The organism is Bacillus sp. FSL M7-0791 (genome assembly GCF_038627085.1).
Lineage (GTDB): Bacteria > Bacillota > Bacilli > Bacillales > Bacillaceae > Bacillus > Bacillus safensis.
In genome coordinates, this window is sequence record NZ_CP152022.1 from 1,937,154 (window position 1) to 1,954,518 (window position 17,365).

25 protein-coding genes are annotated in these 17,365 nt (G+C 40.8%); 7 read left to right on the forward strand and 18 right to left on the reverse strand.

Annotated elements, in window-relative coordinates; all coding sequences use genetic code 11:
* Window positions 1–17: 17 nt before the first annotated feature.
* From MHI08_RS09730 to MHI08_RS09750, 5 genes are all read right to left on the reverse strand, one after another.
* A complete protein-coding gene (locus MHI08_RS09730; protein WP_041109511.1) occupies window positions 18–848 on the reverse strand; it encodes a M15 family metallopeptidase in 831 nt (276 codons plus the stop codon).
* Window positions 849–916: 68 nt separating this feature from the next.
* Window positions 917–1,612 carry a purine-nucleoside phosphorylase gene (deoD, locus tag MHI08_RS09735; protein WP_041109512.1) on the reverse strand — a complete coding sequence of 232 codons (696 nt, stop codon included), beginning with the start codon at window positions 1,610–1,612 and terminating at the stop codon, window positions 917–919.
* A 112-nt stretch (window positions 1,613–1,724) separates the two neighbouring features.
* Window positions 1,725–2,042, reverse strand: coding sequence for a hypothetical protein (locus tag MHI08_RS09740; RefSeq protein ID WP_041109513.1), 318 nt, complete (start codon window positions 2,040–2,042; stop codon window positions 1,725–1,727).
* A gap of 54 nt (window positions 2,043–2,096) precedes the next feature.
* Window positions 2,097–2,705, reverse strand: a complete 609-nt coding sequence (locus MHI08_RS09745) for a phosphatase PAP2 family protein (protein WP_342499590.1) — start codon at window positions 2,703–2,705, stop codon at window positions 2,097–2,099.
* Between the two features lie 50 nt (window positions 2,706–2,755).
* Window positions 2,756–2,926, reverse strand: coding sequence for a YozD family protein (locus tag MHI08_RS09750; protein WP_065214722.1), 171 nt, complete (start codon window positions 2,924–2,926; stop codon window positions 2,756–2,758).
* Window positions 2,927–3,045: 119 nt separating this feature from the next.
* Between MHI08_RS09750 and MHI08_RS09755 the strand changes: the two genes are divergently transcribed.
* A complete protein-coding gene (locus MHI08_RS09755; protein ID WP_255290989.1) occupies window positions 3,046–3,180 on the forward strand; it encodes a hypothetical protein in 135 nt (44 codons plus the stop codon).
* Here the strand turns inward: MHI08_RS09755 and MHI08_RS09760 are convergent.
* The 7 genes from MHI08_RS09760 to cgeC all read right to left on the reverse strand — a co-directional run bounded on the left by MHI08_RS09760 (window position 3,177) and on the right by cgeC (window position 9,263).
* The gene (locus MHI08_RS09760; protein WP_024422708.1) at window positions 3,177–3,857 is read right to left on the reverse strand and encodes a hypothetical protein; all 681 of its coding nucleotides are present in this window, start codon (window positions 3,855–3,857) and stop codon (window positions 3,177–3,179) included. The two genes, MHI08_RS09755 and MHI08_RS09760, sit on opposite strands and share 4 nt — an antisense overlap.
* 142 nt (window positions 3,858–3,999) lie before the next feature.
* Window positions 4,000–4,224: a YozE family protein gene (locus MHI08_RS09765; protein WP_024422709.1), complete on the reverse strand. Its 225-nt coding sequence runs from the start codon at window positions 4,222–4,224 to the stop codon at window positions 4,000–4,002.
* A gap of 79 nt (window positions 4,225–4,303) precedes the next feature.
* Complete coding sequence (locus MHI08_RS09770) at window positions 4,304–4,585, reverse strand: YokU family protein (protein ID WP_024422710.1); 282 nt, start codon at window positions 4,583–4,585, stop codon at window positions 4,304–4,306.
* Window positions 4,586–4,587: 2 nt separating this feature from the next.
* Window positions 4,588–5,988, reverse strand: a complete 1,401-nt coding sequence (gene ablA, locus MHI08_RS09775; RefSeq protein WP_098677487.1) for a lysine 2,3-aminomutase — start codon at window positions 5,986–5,988, stop codon at window positions 4,588–4,590.
* Window positions 5,989–6,106: 118 nt separating this feature from the next.
* Entirely contained in the window at window positions 6,107–7,483 is a 1,377-nt protein-coding gene (locus tag MHI08_RS09780; protein ID WP_342499591.1) for a sigma 54-interacting transcriptional regulator, read from the reverse strand.
* A 146-nt stretch (window positions 7,484–7,629) separates the two neighbouring features.
* Window positions 7,630–8,925 carry a glycosyltransferase family A protein gene (locus MHI08_RS09785; protein ID WP_342499592.1) on the reverse strand — a complete coding sequence of 432 codons (1,296 nt, stop codon included), beginning with the start codon at window positions 8,923–8,925 and terminating at the stop codon, window positions 7,630–7,632.
* A gap of 17 nt (window positions 8,926–8,942) precedes the next feature.
* Entirely contained in the window at window positions 8,943–9,263 is a 321-nt protein-coding gene (gene cgeC, locus MHI08_RS09790; RefSeq protein WP_024422713.1) for a spore maturation protein CgeC, read from the reverse strand.
* A gap of 206 nt (window positions 9,264–9,469) precedes the next feature.
* Here cgeC and MHI08_RS09795 point away from each other — a divergent pair, with 206 nt between their 5' ends.
* On the forward strand, window positions 9,470–9,871 hold the full coding sequence (locus MHI08_RS09795; RefSeq protein ID WP_041109522.1) for a hypothetical protein: 402 nt from the start codon (window positions 9,470–9,472) through the stop codon (window positions 9,869–9,871).
* Between the two features lie 15 nt (window positions 9,872–9,886).
* Entirely contained in the window at window positions 9,887–10,849 is a 963-nt protein-coding gene (locus MHI08_RS09800) for a DUF3880 domain-containing protein (RefSeq protein WP_342499593.1), read from the forward strand.
* A gap of 229 nt (window positions 10,850–11,078) precedes the next feature.
* Here MHI08_RS09800 and MHI08_RS09805 read toward each other — a convergent pair whose 3' ends face one another.
* Window positions 11,079–11,801, reverse strand: a complete 723-nt coding sequence (locus tag MHI08_RS09805; RefSeq protein WP_342499594.1) for an acylneuraminate cytidylyltransferase — start codon at window positions 11,799–11,801, stop codon at window positions 11,079–11,081.
* A gap of 250 nt (window positions 11,802–12,051) precedes the next feature.
* Here MHI08_RS09805 and MHI08_RS09810 point away from each other — a divergent pair, with 250 nt between their 5' ends.
* Complete coding sequence (locus MHI08_RS09810) at window positions 12,052–13,080, forward strand: SDR family NAD(P)-dependent oxidoreductase (RefSeq protein ID WP_041109529.1); 1,029 nt, start codon at window positions 12,052–12,054, stop codon at window positions 13,078–13,080.
* Between the two features lie 51 nt (window positions 13,081–13,131).
* Here MHI08_RS09810 and msrB read toward each other — a convergent pair whose 3' ends face one another.
* Both msrB and msrA read right to left on the reverse strand, forming a co-directional pair.
* Window positions 13,132–13,563, reverse strand: a complete 432-nt coding sequence (gene msrB / locus MHI08_RS09815; RefSeq protein WP_056767083.1) for a peptide-methionine (R)-S-oxide reductase MsrB — start codon at window positions 13,561–13,563, stop codon at window positions 13,132–13,134.
* Window positions 13,563–14,096 carry a peptide-methionine (S)-S-oxide reductase MsrA gene (msrA, locus tag MHI08_RS09820; protein WP_056767086.1) on the reverse strand — a complete coding sequence of 178 codons (534 nt, stop codon included), beginning with the start codon at window positions 14,094–14,096 and terminating at the stop codon, window positions 13,563–13,565. The genes msrB and msrA overlap by 1 nt, the downstream gene beginning before the upstream one ends.
* Before the next feature lie 138 nt (window positions 14,097–14,234).
* Between msrA and MHI08_RS09825 the strand changes: the two genes are divergently transcribed.
* From MHI08_RS09825 to MHI08_RS09835, 3 genes are all read left to right on the forward strand, one after another.
* A complete protein-coding gene (locus MHI08_RS09825) occupies window positions 14,235–14,666 on the forward strand; it encodes a MarR family transcriptional regulator (protein ID WP_007500780.1) in 432 nt (143 codons plus the stop codon).
* 54 nt (window positions 14,667–14,720) lie between these two features.
* Window positions 14,721–14,981, forward strand: coding sequence for a hypothetical protein (locus MHI08_RS09830; protein ID WP_024422721.1), 261 nt, complete (start codon window positions 14,721–14,723; stop codon window positions 14,979–14,981).
* Between the two features lie 69 nt (window positions 14,982–15,050).
* Window positions 15,051–15,767 (forward strand): DUF4397 domain-containing protein, encoded by a 717-nt coding sequence (locus MHI08_RS09835; RefSeq protein ID WP_342499595.1) that lies wholly within the window; start codon window positions 15,051–15,053, stop codon window positions 15,765–15,767.
* Window positions 15,768–15,799: 32 nt separating this feature from the next.
* Here MHI08_RS09835 and ypmT read toward each other — a convergent pair whose 3' ends face one another.
* Genes ypmT through MHI08_RS09850 form a run of 3 tightly spaced genes read right to left on the reverse strand, consistent with a single transcriptional unit; the run spans window position 15,800 to window position 17,360 of the window.
* Window positions 15,800–15,997, reverse strand: a complete 198-nt coding sequence (ypmT, locus tag MHI08_RS09840; RefSeq protein ID WP_024422723.1) for a protein YpmT — start codon at window positions 15,995–15,997, stop codon at window positions 15,800–15,802.
* Between the two features lie 24 nt (window positions 15,998–16,021).
* Window positions 16,022–16,588, reverse strand: coding sequence for a YpmS family protein (locus tag MHI08_RS09845; protein WP_202738902.1), 567 nt, complete (start codon window positions 16,586–16,588; stop codon window positions 16,022–16,024).
* 10 nt (window positions 16,589–16,598) lie between these two features.
* The gene (locus MHI08_RS09850; protein WP_075623731.1) at window positions 16,599–17,360 is read right to left on the reverse strand and encodes an SGNH/GDSL hydrolase family protein; all 762 of its coding nucleotides are present in this window, start codon (window positions 17,358–17,360) and stop codon (window positions 16,599–16,601) included.
* Window positions 17,361–17,365: the final 5 nt, after the last annotated feature.

The following is a 17,365-nucleotide window of genomic DNA, read 5'->3' on the forward strand; positions in this document are numbered from 1 at the left end:
GGAGGCCTTTAACTTGTTTAGATTTTCTTTACTTTGTTCATGTATTCTTCAAATGTTAAATCATGATCATGCATCGCTTTTGCGGCTTCTTTTCCCACATAGCGCAGATGCCACGGCTCATATTCGTATTTCGTAATGTCTTCTTTTCCTTTTGGATAACGGATGATAAAGCCATATTTATAGGCGTTTTTAGCCACCCATTTGCCATCTGGTGTTTCACCAAACTTTTCAGAGATCTCAAAACCGGCACTTTTTGAGGAAATGTCCATAGCTAAACCTGTTTGATGTTCACTTTCGCCTGGTAAAGCGACTGCTTCTTGTGCTTTTTCTTTGCCTTTTAATTTGACCTCACTATCAAAAATGATTTTTTGACGGTCATAGGAGCGATAGCCAGATACTGCAGCAAGCTCGAAGTTTTCCTTTTTTGCACCTTTGAATAACTTCTCAAGCGCTTCCGCTGCTTCTTTGCGGATATATCGCTTTTCAATATCTTCCGAAAAAGAGAATTCTACTTTTGGTACAACGAGATCAGAAGGTTTATAGGTTCCTGGTAATGCATATTCTTTGTTGACAAGTGCTAGCACATTTTCAGGATTTTGAATGGTTTTCAGACCGCTCACAACCTTGATGTCATTGAAATATTCACTCTTTAACGTCAGCTCTTGATTCGATGAATCTGCCTTATCGTTTGAGTTGTGCTGGGGAGATGAACTTGCTGCGTTTTTTTGTTCGTTTGTTTTGTTTGATTCAGATGTACCGCTTTTTTGATCCAGCAACTGGCAGCCTGATAGCGCGGCTGTCAAACCAAGAATCGATGCGATTGAGAGTATTTTGTAGCTTTTCTTCATGACATACCTTCCTTTTGCTCTTCTAAAAAAATAAAGATGCGCTACATTGTAGCACACCCTTTATACTATTATAAAACGGAGTCTAGCGCAATTAAGATCATTTCATCAAACGTTGTTTGACGCTCTTCAGCCGTTGTTTCTTCTCCTGTTAGAACGTGATCACTCACAGTCAAAATTGATAACGCTTTTCGATCAAATTTTGCTGCAAGAGAATAAAGAGCGGTTGTCTCCATTTCGATCGCTAGAATACCATATTGAGCCATGAGCTCAAGTGGTTTTTCATTATAAAATTGGTCTGCTGTAAATACATTTCCGACACGTACAGCGACATTTTTTTCTTGTGCTGTGTCGTAGGCTTTCTTGAGCAGGCCAAAATCAGCGCATGGCGCATAATCAATCGGTCCAAAAGCGACACGATTCATTTGTGAATCTGTTGATGATGTCTGGGCTAAAATGACGTCACGTACATTGACATCTCTTTTGATGGCTCCGCAAGATCCAACGCGAATTAAGTTTTGAACATCATAGCTTTGAATGAGTTCATTCACATAAATTGAAATAGACGGTACGCCCATTCCAGTGCCCTGTACAGAAACACGTTTTCCTTTATAGGTTCCAGTATAGCCATACATTCCGCGCACTTCGTTATAGCACTCAACATCTTCTAAATATGTATCTGCAATATATTTCGCACGAAGCGGATCGCCTGGCAGCAATACCGTTTCTGCAATTTGTCCTTTTTCTGCTCCAATATGTACACTCATTTTTTAGCCTCCACTTACGTTTACTATGTATTTTATCCTATTTATTATAAACGATCGAGCTTAAAAAAGAAAATACCAGCTGGATCTCAAGCTGGCATCATTCATGATCTATTTAACCTATCGTCATTAGTCGTTCACTGCGTTTCCACCCTGCCGGAGAGAGCTGATAATAGCACTTCCCCTTTTTCTTATCATCAATCACAACAATATCACCTGTTGTGATAAACCGCGCATTGTAATCATTAGGGACTGTATCATGTACATTAAATGTCGAGAATGCTTTTTCCAGTACATCAAGGTGTGTTCTGCCGCCAATCTTTGTCCGGTACACAGGCTGATGCCCGCTTGCAGCGCCAAATTCAGGTGTCTGATAAATGGTTAAGTGAAATGATGAAGGTTTCTTTTGAAAAAATCTCAACGTCAATTGCATTCAAATCCCTCCCCTTTTATATAAAATTGGCTGGGATCTGTCAATTTCCTTCTTCTATTTTTGTCGAATGACAGGCAATCTTTCGTCAATCTTTTTACAAATGAGAAATAAAGCGAGTCCTATCGCAAAGCCTCCTGCAACATCTGTCAAATAATGCACCCCGATATACATCCGGCTGATGCCGATGGCCAGAACGCAAAGCCCTGTGATCAAATAGACGATTTTTTGTCTTTCTTTCAGCCATGGAATCATTTCAACTAATAGATAAGCAATAAAAGGGTAGATGGTGGCTGCATTCATCGAATGTCCGCTCGGAAAGCTGTAATACGTTTCACCTACAAGGTGATCAAAGGCCGGACGCTCTCTAGCAAACAGCCCCTTTAATTCATGATTGATTGTTTTTTCTGTGAGATATAGTAGAAAAAGCATCATGATAGAGTAGTAGCGCTTATACATAAACAAGACCACACTAAAAATGAGCATGATTGGAACGAGCAGCGCGCTGATGCCAAAGTCCGTCAAAGCCAGCATGACATCATTTAAAAAAGGGAGTCTGATGCTTTCAAACCATAAGATAATCTGGTTGTCCAAATCTTGAAAAGCCCCAGATACCATGAGCGCAGCAATGGCGCCAAATAAAATGAAAAGAAATAGGATGTACACGCGAAGGATTCCCCTCCCTCTCTCTTCAGAATCTCTTCAAAGTATAGTGCCTACCACGCCTCTTCTTCAACTATCATTGCTTTTTTCAGCATATATTCAAATGTAATGTCAGCCAGCTCAAATGTTTCAAGCTCAGCAGGTATGTACCCTCTTTTGATCAGCTCCACGTAGAAGAACTCCGCAATTTCCTCTGTATCAATCACCAAATCTGCTTCTTTCATTGCATTCCGCCTCCTTTTTTATGATGTATGAACGCCGGCTGTTTTTTATTACAGTTTGTCATAATGGCTCATTCCATACATATAAATGCAGTAAACAAAAAGAAAAGGGGCTTGAAAGAATGAAATGGTTAAGCATATTAGATGGAGAAACTTTTGATCAGGTGATGGGCCGTATCTTGAGGGGATGGTTTTATGTGATTGCATTTTTCTGTGTGCCTTATTTTTTATTCGTATTAGGACAAGTCTTTCTTTAACCAAAATGTTCGTGTAAACTTTCCAAAATAAAATCCATCATATCCTTATATTCTGGATCTTTGAAAAATTCATAGAGAATTTTATAATCGTTATAAATATCAAGAAGCTCATCCACTATAGATACAGCCAGAAATTCAAGTGAAGATTCGCTTTCTTGTTTCTCTTCTAGCTGCAATAAAGCCGTTTGGACCATATCTTCTTCTAACTCTTTTGAGGTTTCTCCGACGTAATGCACAAAAAGAAGCTGATGAACAAACTGGTCCATCTCATATTTTCTTAGGACAAGCGTTAAATCTTCTTCTTCTGTTTCCAGCCACTCTCCGTCTTTCAGCCTCGTGAGTTCGTAAATGACATCTTCCCAGCCATCTTCAAGGTAACGCCAAATTTCAGTCCGATGACCGATGATTTTAAATAGCTCTTTTCCGTAATCTTTTACATATACAACATCGCCAATGAGGAACTCATATTCAATGTCCAGCTTTTCTGTATCGACAATCACTCCGCTATACTCATCGTAAAGCTGAAGTGATGTTTCAAAATAAAGCACCTCATTATGATTGACCTCATATAAATAGTGCTGGTCAATTTGATGGACTTTTGTAATCGTTCCGACTGTGCCGTACATGACAACGACGACAATATCCCCTACTTGATATTTTGGTGCTTTCGCCTTCATTCTGTCTCCCCCTTGCCCGACTTTTGGTCTTAACGTATCGTATGCCGGCGCAAGGAATTCTGCATGGGCAACCACACCATGCAAAACGCCATTTTATTTCTCATGAAAAAACCGCTTCTCCATTCGGATAAGCGGTTGTGTGTTATTTTTTTTTGACTTCTACTTCGTATTGCTCAAACGCTTCGTCAAATGTTGTCATTGAGCTTAAATAATCACCATTTAATTCTAAATAAGCGCACAGCTCATGATAATCTGTGGAAGCTTTAGGAAAGCTGTGATCCTCATACGCAGCATTTGCGAAATGGCTGATTTCATCTTTCGGTTTTGGATGTCTGAACTTCATTAAATAATGGTAAAACGACTTCACCTGTTTTTCCCTCCGCGACACACTATTTTGTTGTTATATTATACAGCAATTTGATGACTTGTATAGGCGGAGGTACAACTTATGATGAAAAGTCAAAGTAATTTCGCTTTAATAACCGCTCCATGCTCATTAATTCCTCGTAGGAGATTTTTTCTGGAAGTTTTGTCTGATCCACTAAAATTAATTGATCTTCAATCTCTTTGACCGTCTCATCCTTTTGATAGATCATCCCGCAGTGCGTGCAGGAAATGGACGGCGTTTCGATGATTTCAATTGATTGTGTGCCCGTGATCAGTTCCCAATAGACTGTTGTCTGCTCCGCATTTGCTTTGTTTTCCTCACACCAATCACATGTCAGCAAGGCTATTTCTCCTCCTTTACCGTTTGTTCTTTTTTGAGCTGCGCTTGATATTTCTTCTCTTTTAATTCGTCTCGTTTTTCACGTTTGTTTTTAAGTGTGTCATGCTCAGGATTTGTCTCATATGCTTCTCTACGTTTCATTCGGCTTAAATTCTCAGGCGTAAACGATCTCGCTTCATCCTCAAAGAGTGCGGTAATACCAATTGCCGGTTCTTGGTTCTCTTCATAAATTTCATTGAAATACGCATCTGCCTGGCCTGCGACATAATGCTCTGGTTCTGGATAAGAGGTGATGACACCTTCAAAGTTGCGAAGGACGACTTTGTCAGGGCTTTGCGATAATAAATAATTTGGCTGTAAGGCAATTTTCCCTCCGCCTCCTGGCGCATCTACAACAAAGCTTGGTACTGCATAACCGCTCGTATGCCCTCTTAAGCCTTCAATGATTTCAAGCCCTTTTGATACGGGTGTTCTAAAGTGGCCAATGCCCTCAGATAAGTCACATTGATAAATATAATATGGTCTGACCCGAATCTTCACAAGATCGTGCATCAGCTTCTTCATAATCGGCACACTGTCGTTAATACCTGCAAGGATGACGGCCTGATTCCCTACAGGGACGCCGGCATTCACAAGACGTTCGCACGCTTCTTTTGCTTCTTTTGTGATTTCAATACTTGTATTGAAATGGGTGTTCAGCCAAACTGGGTGATATTTTTTCAAAATCTCGCACAGCTCATCTGTAATACGCTGCGGAAAGACAACCGGCGCGCGGGTTCCAATCCGAATGATCTCAACGTGCGGAATATCTCGTAAGTTTTTCAAAATGTATTCAAGCACTTGATCATTGATTAACAGCCCATCTCCGCCAGAAATTAACACGTCCCGCACCTCAGGTGTTTCTCTAATATATCCAATTGCAGCATCTAACTGCTTTTTCGGCACACCCATACCAATCTGGCCGGAAAAACGTCTTCTCGTACAATAACGGCAGTACATGGAGCACTGATTTGTCACAAGAAACAGCACACGATCTGGATATCGGTGCGTGAGCCCCGGGACAGGTGAGTCCTCATCTTCATGCAGCGGGTCTTCCAGATCATATTTTGTTTTATGAAGCTCTTCTGCAATTGGCACAGATTGCATACGTATTGGACATCTTGGATCGTCTGGATTCATCAGTGAGGCATAGTAGGGTGTAATGTTGAGTGGAATGGTTTTGGTGGAAATCTTCACCCCTTCTCGTTCCTCTTCTGTTAAGTTTACGATTTTTTCTAAATCCTCAAGCGTTTTCACGGTATGCGTCAGCTGCCAAATCCAGTCGTTCCACTTTTCCTCAGGTACATCCTTCCAAAGCTCGATGTCCTTCCAGTGACGTGCCGGTTCATACAATTTCTGATTCATATCCATTCCCCCTATCAGCATTCACTTTATACTATGCAAGTTATGTGCCAACATGGGAAAATGCCCCTATTCTTTACAAAAGGAGCTTTTACCCGTCATATTCAATTGGATGTTGTGCCTATATTTCGGCATCTGCATATTTCTTTAATTTATATTGCAGCGTTTGTCGAGGGATTTTTAAAGCAGCGGCGGTTTTTTTAATATTTCCATGATGCTGATGTAAAGCTTCTTGAATCAACGTTTGTTCAAATGAAGACACTTGATTTTTTAAGGAGGATTCAGATGTTTCTTTTTCCAGCTTTTGCTCACGTAAATGAGCCGGAAGGAATAGAGGGGTGATCTCTTCCGCTTCCTTTGGCATCATCAACACGGCATGCTCTATCGTATGTTTTAATTCTCTGACATTCCCAGGCCAGTGGTGCGCCATAAACAATCGTTCCGTTTCTTCAGAAAGGCGTGTGACGTTTTTTGAAAACTGCTGATGATAGGTTTGAATGAAGTGGCGGGATAGCAGCGTGATATCTTGCTTTCTTTCACGAAGCGGCGGGATATGAAAAGATGATACATGCAGTCTATAAAATAAATCTTCTCTTAAAATTTGCTTTTTCACTGCTTCGAATGGGTCCATATTGAGCGCAGTAATGAGCCGAACATTCACTTGAATGGACTTTGCGTCACCGATGCGGCGGACAACGCCATCCTCTAACACACGTAATAATTTCGTCTGCAGCGTGAGCGGCATCGCTTGCAGCTCATCAAGAAAAAGTGTGCCTCCATCAGCTAATTCGAAAAGTCCCTTGCGATCAAGTGCACCAGTATAGCTCCCTTTGACAGATCCGAACAATAAACTTTCAAGTAATGATTCTGGGAGTGCTGCACAGTTTTGCGGAATGAACACTTGATTTTTCCGGTCAGATTCATGGACAATGGCTTGAACGAGCACTTCTTTTCCTGTCCCTGTTTCCCCGTAGACAACAACTGATGATGGATAAGCAGCTGCTTTTTTTGCCCTTTCAAGCATTTCTTTTAAAAGCGGATCATTTGTTAAAAATGAAGCAAAATCATGCATTTGTACGGCCTCAGCCGCGTCTTGTGTTCGCTTTTTTTGCCCTAAACGATTGGAAAGAGCCGACAGCTTTGATACATCTTTTGCGACTTCGACCGCGCCTATTAACTCGTTATCTTCGATAATAGGCAATGTCGTGTTCACTGTTTCAATCCTTTCTCCGTTTTTATTCAAATAGGTTTGCAGTGAATGATAAATGGGCTTTCCTGTTCGCAACACATGCATGAGCGTACTTGTTTTTTCAGTTAAAGAGGGATACACATCAAGGATGTACTTGCCAATCACCTCTTCTTTTTGTAAACAGTCAAATTTAGCGGCATTATGATTGTAAAAAATCGTCATCCCTCGATCATCTACAACGTGAATGGCTTCATCAATGGCTTCTAAAATCAATTCAAACCAATCTGCTCTTTCGACAACCTTCCCCATTCTTTCCCCCTCACTTTCAGTGCCAAAAAACCGGCATCAATTGCCGAGTTTTCAGCGGCTTGATCATTTCTAAAAGGTTCATGTCCTTTTCATGTTTCGCTTTTTCCTTTCTACTTCCTGCAATCATTGCGAAAAAAGCACCCCTCTTATGAGGAGTGCTTTCGTCCGGATGTTTGATAAAGAGACATATCGAATTCTTGCAGCGATTCCCTATACAGCGGCACAATCGGCTTTCCTTCCTGAAAAAACGTAAATTGGGATGGGTACAGCTTAATCGGCTGATGATAAAAAGCAAATCGCTTCACGATCTCAGGATCAATTCGGCAAAAGGTATGATGCACAAGTAAATAAACATCTTGTTTCCATTTAAACAGGCGCCTGTTTGGCGGACTGAAAACCGGAGAAGCTTGAATGATGCTGCCATCCTCAAATGCCTGGAGCTGATCATTTGAAATCGTATAGATCTCCTTTGGATGAAACTGAAAATATTGCACGTCACGTTTTGAAGCAAACCGTCTTTTTTTCTGATCTTCAATATAAAAGAACGTTTTCCCATAATCTGCGGTGACAACTGTATAATTGGGTACTGCCAGCTTCTCTTTCATTTCATATTTCATCTCACATAACAGCGGAACACGAATCGCACGCCTGTTCTTTTCATTGATCCAGCGTTTTTCAATTCCATGAAGTTTCCCGTCTGCGATTTGATAATAATCTCCTTCTTTTTCAATGACCGTTCCGTCAATTAAATCATACGGCATACTCGAAAACAGATGATGAAAGGAATGAGGCGTTTTATACGTTGTATCCAGTACATCTTTTAATGGAAAAAACGCAGCGAAGTGATTCAGCCTCATCCAAAATACAGAATCTGCATGATGCCAGTGCTTTGGCTCATCATCCCAATATTGTCCGTATTTTTCATGGATCAGTGGAAGCAAGCAGCTTCTGTGCATGACCGAACAATGGTCCACTTGAAAGGACGCATGCTCTAAGATTTGATCTGCTTCTCGAATAAAACTCATTGTTTCCACTAAATGCTGATCAACATGCACGACCCGCTGCGAGGAATACACAATATCTATGTGAGGCTTCGACCGAAAAACATCCACCATTTTAAGCAAACGATCTTTATGGTACACGGTATCATCGGTTAAATAACAAATGAGCTCACCTGTTATACGGGTTAATGCTTCATTAATAAGCGTCGCATATCGTGCAGTTAACAGCCGTTTTGCCGGATGAACTGTGTGCGAATACAGCTGAATGCGTTCATCACTTAAATAGGGCTGGATCTTTTGAATGGTGCCCTCTTCTGAGCCATCATCCATAATCAAAAGCTCCCAATGCGGATACGTTTGATCTACCATACTCTTTAGCACACGATCAATGAAATCTGGTTTATTGTAGCTTGTTAAAATCACCGATACTTTCATGATCATTATCCTTTTTGATTAGATTAAAAAGCCCCCCAGCTGACAATGTTCACATAAGGAACACTCACTCTTAGCTGATTTGTCGCGTTTTTAAAGACTGCAACCGTATCAAACAATTGCACGACAACCACGTTTTGAAGTACATCTCCATTGACTAAATGAACACGCGGCACTGGAATGCCAAGCTCAAGCCATGGACGAAGTAATTCTTTGATGTCTGACACATTCTCTTCCCCACTTTCTTCTAAAAGACGAAGAAGAAGTAAAATCAAGATGACTTCAAGCACTCCTTCCGACTCTAGTAATTCTTCGTTCCAACCATCTAATAATTGTTCAAATTCCATTCATAATCCCTCTCTCTTCACATTTAATCTTTACTAGAGTATGAGCGTCACTTCATTTAGCCTCAGCATTTGAAAACATTTTTAAAAATGTGTGAAGTGATTAAATGAAAAAAAGATCAGGAATCAGCGTTCTGCTTATGCCAAAAAAAATGAACGGCATATACATAGGGGTGAGTTTGAATTGATGAAGAAAGGATGGGGAAAAAATGAGCGAAAAGCGTGCTGAATTAAAAAAGGAACTATTGAAAGTGTTTTTCAAACCAATTACTCGTGCATTAACAGCTAATCTCGAAGAAGGAGGAGTTCAAATGGAAGAAAAATTGAACGATTTATTAAGTGAAGTGGCAGCTGAGGCATCACCTTCAGATTCTGCTACAACACTCGATGTATCTCAGCCAGCAAGATGGATCTTTGCAAGACTTGCACCAGGAACAGTCATTAGCATTGTCACTGACTCAGGAGATTTAATTGGGCCAGTTCAATTTGTATCATTCGATGCTTCAACAGGTGTTGTATTTGTTACACAAGAAAGCTCTGTCACACCTACAGGCTCAGCAACGACTCTATTAGATGTAGATAAAGTTGAAAGTGTTACATTCACATCTTAATGTGAGAGGATCATCATGAAGCTTCTTTATATCAGTTCTGGCTACGGCGGAATCTATCACATGTTTGATCAATGGGTAGAAGAAAGCTTCATTGATTCCCCCTTTTCATGTGTAAAGATTGATAGAGAATCTCTACCCACTAACATGCACAAAATCCGGACATTTTCTCCGGATTTTGTTTTGATGATGATCGGTGATCATGTTCCGAAAGATGTGCTTCATCAATTCAAACAAGAAAAAATCCCGATTGTTCTTTGGATGACAGAAGATCCTTTTTATACAGATGTGTCAGCTGCTTGCGCACATGAAGCTCAGCTTATATTGACAATTGATGAAGGGGTTTTGCCATTTTATAAACAATTAGGCGCTGATCATACGCACTACTTTCCCATTCCGGCAAATACACGTGTCTTTCAGAAAAATGAATCGCCAGAAAAGATGTGCACGTATGACATTGCACTCATTGGCTACCCTTATCCCAACCGCATCAAAGCCATCGATACACTCTTGCAGCAAAACAAATGGCGTATTCTTGTTGCAGGTAAGGAATGGCACCGTCACTTAAATAAATCACGGAGACATTATCGTGATTTCATACTGATAACGAATTGGCTGAGTCCTCAGCAAATGGCGGACATCTATCAGCAGACAGCAATTGTCCTGAATCCGCATAGGCCGGCTCAATTTGCGTTTAACAAAAACAAAGCCATGATTCAAAATATGAGCCTCAATAACAGAGCATTTGACATTGCTGCAACTGGAAGTTTTCAATTGACGGATCTACCTCCGCCGCCTGCTTTTTCAAGCTTTGCTTTTTACAAAGATGAGGATGATTTGATCAAACAGGTGGAATACTATGGATCAAATGCATGTGAAAGAAAGGCGGCCGCACTGAACAACTATGAGCAAGCCGTTCGCTGGAATACATTTGATACGATGCCACAAAGGCTTTATGACATTGTAAAAAGCGCCCTATAACTGGGCGCTTTCAAATTGTTGACAAAGGGCTAAAATGTTCTTGATTTTAGCCCTTTGTCTTCTTTTCAGCGTGATAGAAAGCCTTTGCAGTGTAGGAAGGGCGAGTACCGGAGCGGAGCGAATTTGACATTCGTGAGCACCGGAGCGCAGACCTGACACCGAATGCGAGGGTTTGTCTACACGCTGAAAGCGCCCTATAACTGGGCGCTTTTTCTCGTTGAATGCCAGCTTATGCATGATCTTCCGCATCTCGGCGAGCTAATAAGATTTTCTCTACCTCTTTCCGATCTGCCTCCTGTTTCACCACAAGCGACCGCGTGTGATCCATCATATATGCTCCGACAGATCCTTCTAAAAAGGAATGAATGCATTCTTTGGCATAATCAGCATGAAAAGCATATATCGCACCATTTAGCCGGCCATACGTATATGGCTGCTCATGCTTTGGCATGAAAAAGTAATGATTGTCCTTATATAAAGTAGCTTCATTGTTTTCATGCAGTGTCCAAGTTTCATTTGGGTTTTCTAACGCCTCTGTAAAAGATGCGGTGCAGTCATATCCCCCTTCCACTAAAAGCTGCAAGCACTTGTCGATATCTGCCGGCTGTCTTAGAGGAGACGATGGATGCAGATACAGCACAATATCAAAGGTTTTTCCCTCCCGCTCTAAATAAGCAAGCGCATGCTTCACAGCTAACAGTGACGGCGTTTGTTCTGTTACATGTGTGCTTGGCAGTTCAATCACATTTGCTCCGTAGTGAGATGAAATGATTTGCGTATTGACATCCTCTGAGGAGACGATGACTTCATCTAATTCAATCATTTGCAATAACGGCTGAATGGTCCAATAGATAAGCGGCCTCTCTGCCAATATGCGTATGTGTTCATCATGCTGGCCGTCGTGACTTCTAAATGCAGGTATCATGGCTAAAATACGATTTCCCCTATACATGTCTTCTCTTCTCCCCTCGCGCACAGCTCCCTACAATTTTCTTCTCTGCCCGAGCTGACCGCAGTACTGAAGTATTCAGGTCTCTCGTTTTTCTAGTTGATCTCTTATCTCTCCATATTCTATTAAGACGACAAGCAGATGGTTATAATTTGTTCACCTAATTTATACATGAAGTGGTTCTTTTCCTCAAACGAATGCCGCTCTTTCACATATGATGCAAAGTAGAGAAATGAGAGTTGGGGGATTAGATATGTCCAAACAGATAGAAACGACTTTGAAGACCTTTTTTCGTGACAAAACGATATTGGTTACAGGCGGTACGGGGTCAATCGGCCGGCAAATCGTGAATAAATTAACAAGTTGCTCTCCAAAGAAGATAATCGTCTTCAGTAAAGATGACAGCAAACAATACATGATGAAAAATGAGTACGCAGATCATCCAGAGGTCGTATTCGCTTTAGGAGATGTCCGGGATGCAAGCCGCGTGAGACAGCTCGTCAAGGGTGTGGATATCATTTTCCATGCAGCGGCCTTAAAACAAGTACCCACTTGTGAAGATAATCCGTTCGAAGCCGTTCAAACGAATATCATCGGCGGGCAGCACGTCATTGAAGCCGCTCTCGAACATGAAGTGAGTCATGTCGTCAACATTTCAACTGACAAAGCGGTTTCTCCAACGAATGCCATGGGTGCAACAAAATTGATTTCAGAAAAACTATTTTTCCAAGCAAACGAAAGTATTCCAAATCAAAAAACCAGGTTTTGCTCTGTACGCTTTGGCAATGTGCTTGGATCTAGAGGTTCCGTTATTCCGATCATGCTCCAGCAGCTATTAAATGAAAAACCTTTGACCGTGACTGATCCTCATATGACACGTTTTTTTATGTCCATTGAAGAGGCTGTTTCCCTCACACTTCAAGCAGCAATCATGATGAAAGGCGGCGAAACCTTCATTCTCAAGATGGAGTCCTTACAACTTGCCGATCTCCTAAAAGCGTTTCATGAATATGCCGCTCAAATCAATGCTAAATCTCCGGATATTCTTGTAGTCGGAAAAAGACCTGGCGAAAAGCTTCACGAGGAGCTCACATTTCCGCACGAAGCAGATGCACTGTTTGAACATGAACAATTTTATGCCATTTTACCGAGACCACATTTGCACCCTGCCTTTCAAAAAGTCGACTTAACGAATTACACCTCAAAAGAAGCACCGCTCATTACAAAAGAAAAGCTGTTCCATATCATCGAACAATTACATCATACACATCATAAAAAATAAAAAATCGTCACACGGAAGCAGCTGCTTTCCATGTGACGATTTTTAAATGGATCAATCAAATAGATGTTTAAAATCTCCGTAGCCTTCTTTTTCAAGATCATCCTTTGGGATAAACTTTAAAGCGGCTGAGTTAATACAATACCGAAGACCGTTTGGCCCTGGTCCATCAGGAAAAACATGACCTAGATGAGAATCAGCTGTTTTACTGCGAACCTCTGTCCGCACCATTCCATGACTCGTATCAACCTTCTCTGCTACTTCTTCCTCTTCAAGCGGTTTTGTAAAACTTGGCCATCCGCAGTGGGCATCAAACTTATCTAAAGAAGAAAAAAGCGGCTTTCCTGAAATGATATCCACATAGATACCTTCTTCTTTATGATCCCAAAATTCATTTTGAAATGGCGGCTCTGTGCCATTATTTTGCGTGACTTCGTACTGCATGCGGTTTAATTCTTTTATACGCTTTTCTTTTTCATTTGCCATTATTTATCACTCCAATGGGACTCAATAAAACCGGCTCTGCCCGAACCGACATGATATCGTTCGTAGTGCATTTTGTTTTTCTTATAATAATGCTGATGATAATCCTCTGCTGGATAAAAAGGACCTGCGTCTAAAATTTCTGTAACGATTGGCTTTTTGAAAATCCCGCTTTGGCTCAGCTGCTCTTTCGATGCTTCTGCAAGCTTTCGCTGCTCGTCATGATGAACATAAATACCTGTACGGTAAGATTCCCCTCTATCGCCAAATTGCCCGCCATCGTCTGTTGGGTCTATTTGCTGCCAATACAGCTCTAGCAGCTTCTCATATGGAAACACGTCAGGATCAAACGTGATTTGAACCGCTTCTCTATGTCCCGTTGTATTTGTACATACTTCCTCATAGGTCGGATTCACTGTATGTCCGCCAGTATACCCTGATTCAACTTTGATAATGCCCGGCTGTTCATCAAAAGGTTTAACCATACACCAGAAGCAGCCTCCTGCAAATGTGGCTAATTCTTGTTTTTCAGACATATTAGTGCCCCCTTCATTTAAAAAATGGTATCATCATATTATAACATGATAAAAAATAATGAAAATGATACGACTTGTATACCTAAAATAAAAGAAAGCATTCTGTCGTATCTTTAAAATATAATGGGGGTTTAATGATTGGAACAAAGAAAACAAATGATGTACGAAATGGACACTTTACTGAGAACCGTATTTAAGCAGATCCGTTATGAAATTAACAGCCTGCTCGAAAACGAATTATCTCGGAATGAATTTCTTATTTTAAATCTGCTCCGTGAGCAAGGTGCAAAAAAAGTAACGGAATTCGCTTCCATTCTTGGAGTGTCAGCAAGTCATATTACCGCTGTGACTGACACACTCGTAGAAAAAGGCTGGATTACCCGTATCCGCTCAAAAGAGGACCGCCGCATCATCAAAATCCACTTAACCGATAAGGGTAAGGAAATTACTGAGCATTTTGAGAAAAAGAAAACTGAATACTTTATGGAGCGATTTGAATCATTTGATGACGAAGAACTAAAAACCATGATCAAATTATTTAAAAAGCTGGATAAAAGTCAAAAGGATTAAGCATAGATTTTAGCGCTCAGGACATGCTACGGATAAAAAGAGGTGGAATGAACCATGACAAGCCCTTACCTTTGTCCAAACTGTAAAACAAACAGAACGCGCTTTAATCTCATTGAGCAGCTTTCAGAACCTGTCAAGCTAGATCCAGCAACAGGAGCAGTTGTCGAAAGATACGAAGGAGAACAGCTGTCTCCTTTTCACTTGAGCTATCAAGGTCCTCAAATGAAAGTCCAGTGCGGCGTTTGTGGTTTAATTGAGGATGAAAAAACGTTCATTAAACTAGCTGAATATCATCAATATTCTTCTCCTTCTTAACATGCCGGCCTGACGGAATACGTCAGGCTTTTTTCTATGCTTCTTTTGCCTATACAGATCGTCTTTTTCATGCATACGCTACAAAAAACACCATTGCATGAGAAAGAAGGGATTGATGACATGCAGCAGCTCTTTTATCATGACTTTCCATATCGGACATTCGCTGACACCTACGAGCATCTTCAAAGCAGCCCTTCATCAAAAGCCTTTATTCGATTATTTCACGCTGCACCAGATCTCAGTGAGCTCGCTGTTTATGTGAACCGGAAGCAGGTAATGAAACCAATGCCTTACAGCCATTTAACCGCTTATATGGAGTGGGATGAGGGAATGTATGAAATAGAAGTGTTCAAACTGGCTACAAAGGAGAGAATTCTTCATTCCCGCATTCGATTTAAGAGCGGCGAGGTCTACACATTATGTATCACAGGTGCCCGTGCAGGCTTTGCACTCTTGACTGAGCAGCAGGCTGCTTTGATCAAACAAGAAGACCTCTCAGCACTTACATTTGTACAGCTGTCTCCGGACCTTCCTTCTATAGATATATATGAACGAGACCAAGGGGTTATATCGAAGGAGCTTGATTATGTAAACAGCACCCACATTCATCATTTCTCCCCAAATAAATATCATTTTGAATTGAAAGCCGCCGGCACTCAAAGTGTACTGCTTGATATCCCAAAAGTTCATCTGCAAACAAAGCGTGCATACCTGATTCTGCTTCATGGTTTTGCGAACGGAGAACCTGAACTTATGGCAAAGGTGGTCTTGTCTCGCCAACTATAAAAAAGAGCCTTTCCTAAAATGGAAAAGGCTCCTTACGAGACATCTTCAGCTTTTTCTTGCTTTTGAAAATCAAAAGCAAGAATCATCGTGCCAAGAAATAATGCACAGTAGGCAATATTTAAGTAAAACTGATCGATATTTTCTGCTTTTAAAGCATTGGCAGCTGTTATGCCGAAGTACGCAGCAAATAAAAACGACAGTAAACTAAAATATTGATAGACTCGCTTCATGATAACACTCCTGACTCACACGTTCTATTGCTTTGGATGATAATATGAAAATTCAATTTCATCGTTCTGTAGATCAATTTTGTTTGCTTTCACATACATATCATTCGTCAGCGGCATTTCTGAAAGACGCACTTCAACCGTTTTTTGATCCGGTTTTACATGAACGAACTCTGGCAGTTCATAGAACTGACCCATGTAGCTTAAAACAAAACTAATCGGAATGCTCAATTGTCCAATTGAAAAGTCATCCACTTTCAAAAGCACATCACCATTCTCTTCAACAGTTGGCGTAAATGAGACGTTTGCATCAATCGTTGAAGAGAAAGCTTTAATTGCGCCTGTTACTTTCACATCTTGATCGATTGCTACATGAAAGTCTGGCATATCATTTGATCCTTGATTTTTCAAATAATCATTCACAAAGCTGGTGAGTGATTCCTTTGAGCTGGATATATTAAAAGCATATTCGCTTTTCACTTCTTTGGTTGAAGCGGATTGACCGCCTGGCAGCAGCATCAAAATACCGCAGCCAATCACAATCAATAGATTGATTGCAAGTAAAATAAAAAATAAGCTTTTCCATTTTTTCATCTGTTTCACCCTATTCCTTCGGCAGTCCTTCTTTTTTCACTTCGGAGAATAAACGATTTGCCATAAGAGAGTACCCCTTTTGGTTTGGGTGGAAATCATCTTCTGCCAGTAATTTTTCATCAGAACCTTCTTCAAATAAATCTGCTACATTGATCATATCCGCATTGCCGTCTTTTTTGAGTTCCTTTTTAGCAGCGGCATTCCAGTCTTGAACGACTTCATCAATATCTCGCAGCTCAGACAAACTGAATTTAAAAGGATTGTACATGCTGACATACATGATTTTCGCATGATCATTCTGTTCTCTCAGTTGAGCAAGAATGGTTTTAAAGCGCTCTTCAAAAGGACCCTGCTCTTTTTGAAAAGGAGCAAACGTCAAATTAAGCACATTTTGACGGACAACATGCATGAGATCATTCCCGCCGATCGTAAAGAAAATATAGTCAGCATCTTTCAGTCCGTCCTGCACCTTTTTTTCTTTTAATCTTTTTAATAAATCTACTGTTCTACTGCCTTTAATGGCATAGTTTTTTAATGTGACAGACTGCACGCCGTCCACTGCTTCTATCTTGTCACGGGTCATGCCTGCATAGCCTTTTTTATCTTGATCTCCGATTCCTTCTGTTAAAGAATCTCCAACTGCTGCGATGGTAATATGTTCTTTTACTTTTGGTGTGTCTTCTAGTTTATCCTTTATGCCAGCCTCTTGCGCGGAACATGCAGAAAGAACAAAAGCTAGAGACATCACAATCAAAATCAAACGAGCCTTCAAACGAT

Coding starts and splice junctions, on each gene's coding strand:
- MHI08_RS09760 (WP_024422708.1), bottom strand. CDS start 3,857: ATGAAGGCGAAAGCACCAAAATATCAAGTAGGGGATATTGTCGTCGTT.
- MHI08_RS09830 (WP_024422721.1), top strand. CDS start 14,721: ATGACAAGCCCTTACCTTTGTCCAAACTGTAAAACAAACAGAACGCGC.
- MHI08_RS09800 (WP_342499593.1), top strand. CDS start 9,887: ATGAAGCTTCTTTATATCAGTTCTGGCTACGGCGGAATCTATCACATG.
- cgeC (WP_024422713.1), bottom strand. CDS start 9,263: ATGGAATTTGAACAATTATTAGATGGTTGGAACGAAGAATTACTAGAG.
- ypmT (WP_024422723.1), bottom strand. CDS start 15,997: ATGAAGCGAGTCTATCAATATTTTAGTTTACTGTCGTTTTTATTTGCT.
- MHI08_RS09805 (WP_342499594.1), bottom strand. CDS start 11,801: ATGTATAGGGGAAATCGTATTTTAGCCATGATACCTGCATTTAGAAGT.
- MHI08_RS09740 (WP_041109513.1), bottom strand. CDS start 2,042: ATGCAATTGACGTTGAGATTTTTTCAAAAGAAACCTTCATCATTTCAC.
- msrB (WP_056767083.1), bottom strand. CDS start 13,563: ATGGCAAATGAAAAAGAAAAGCGTATAAAAGAATTAAACCGCATGCAG.
- MHI08_RS09795 (WP_041109522.1), top strand. CDS start 9,470: ATGAGCGAAAAGCGTGCTGAATTAAAAAAGGAACTATTGAAAGTGTTT.
- deoD (WP_041109512.1), bottom strand. CDS start 1,612: ATGAGTGTACATATTGGAGCAGAAAAAGGACAAATTGCAGAAACGGTA.
- ablA (WP_098677487.1), bottom strand. CDS start 5,988: ATGAATCAGAAATTGTATGAACCGGCACGTCACTGGAAGGACATCGAG.
- msrA (WP_056767086.1), bottom strand. CDS start 14,096: ATGTCTGAAAAACAAGAATTAGCCACATTTGCAGGAGGCTGCTTCTGG.
- MHI08_RS09780 (WP_342499591.1), bottom strand. CDS start 7,483: ATGGGGAAGGTTGTCGAAAGAGCAGATTGGTTTGAATTGATTTTAGAA.
- MHI08_RS09750 (WP_065214722.1), bottom strand. CDS start 2,926: ATGAAAGAAGCAGATTTGGTGATTGATACAGAGGAAATTGCGGAGTTC.
- MHI08_RS09810 (WP_041109529.1), top strand. CDS start 12,052: ATGTCCAAACAGATAGAAACGACTTTGAAGACCTTTTTTCGTGACAAA.
- MHI08_RS09730 (WP_041109511.1), bottom strand. CDS start 848: ATGAAGAAAAGCTACAAAATACTCTCAATCGCATCGATTCTTGGTTTG.
- MHI08_RS09785 (WP_342499592.1), bottom strand. CDS start 8,925: ATGATCATGAAAGTATCGGTGATTTTAACAAGCTACAATAAACCAGAT.
- MHI08_RS09835 (WP_342499595.1), top strand. CDS start 15,051: ATGCATACGCTACAAAAAACACCATTGCATGAGAAAGAAGGGATTGAT.
- MHI08_RS09755 (WP_255290989.1), top strand. CDS start 3,046: ATGAAATGGTTAAGCATATTAGATGGAGAAACTTTTGATCAGGTGATG.
- MHI08_RS09845 (WP_202738902.1), bottom strand. CDS start 16,588: ATGAAAAAATGGAAAAGCTTATTTTTTATTTTACTTGCAATCAATCTA.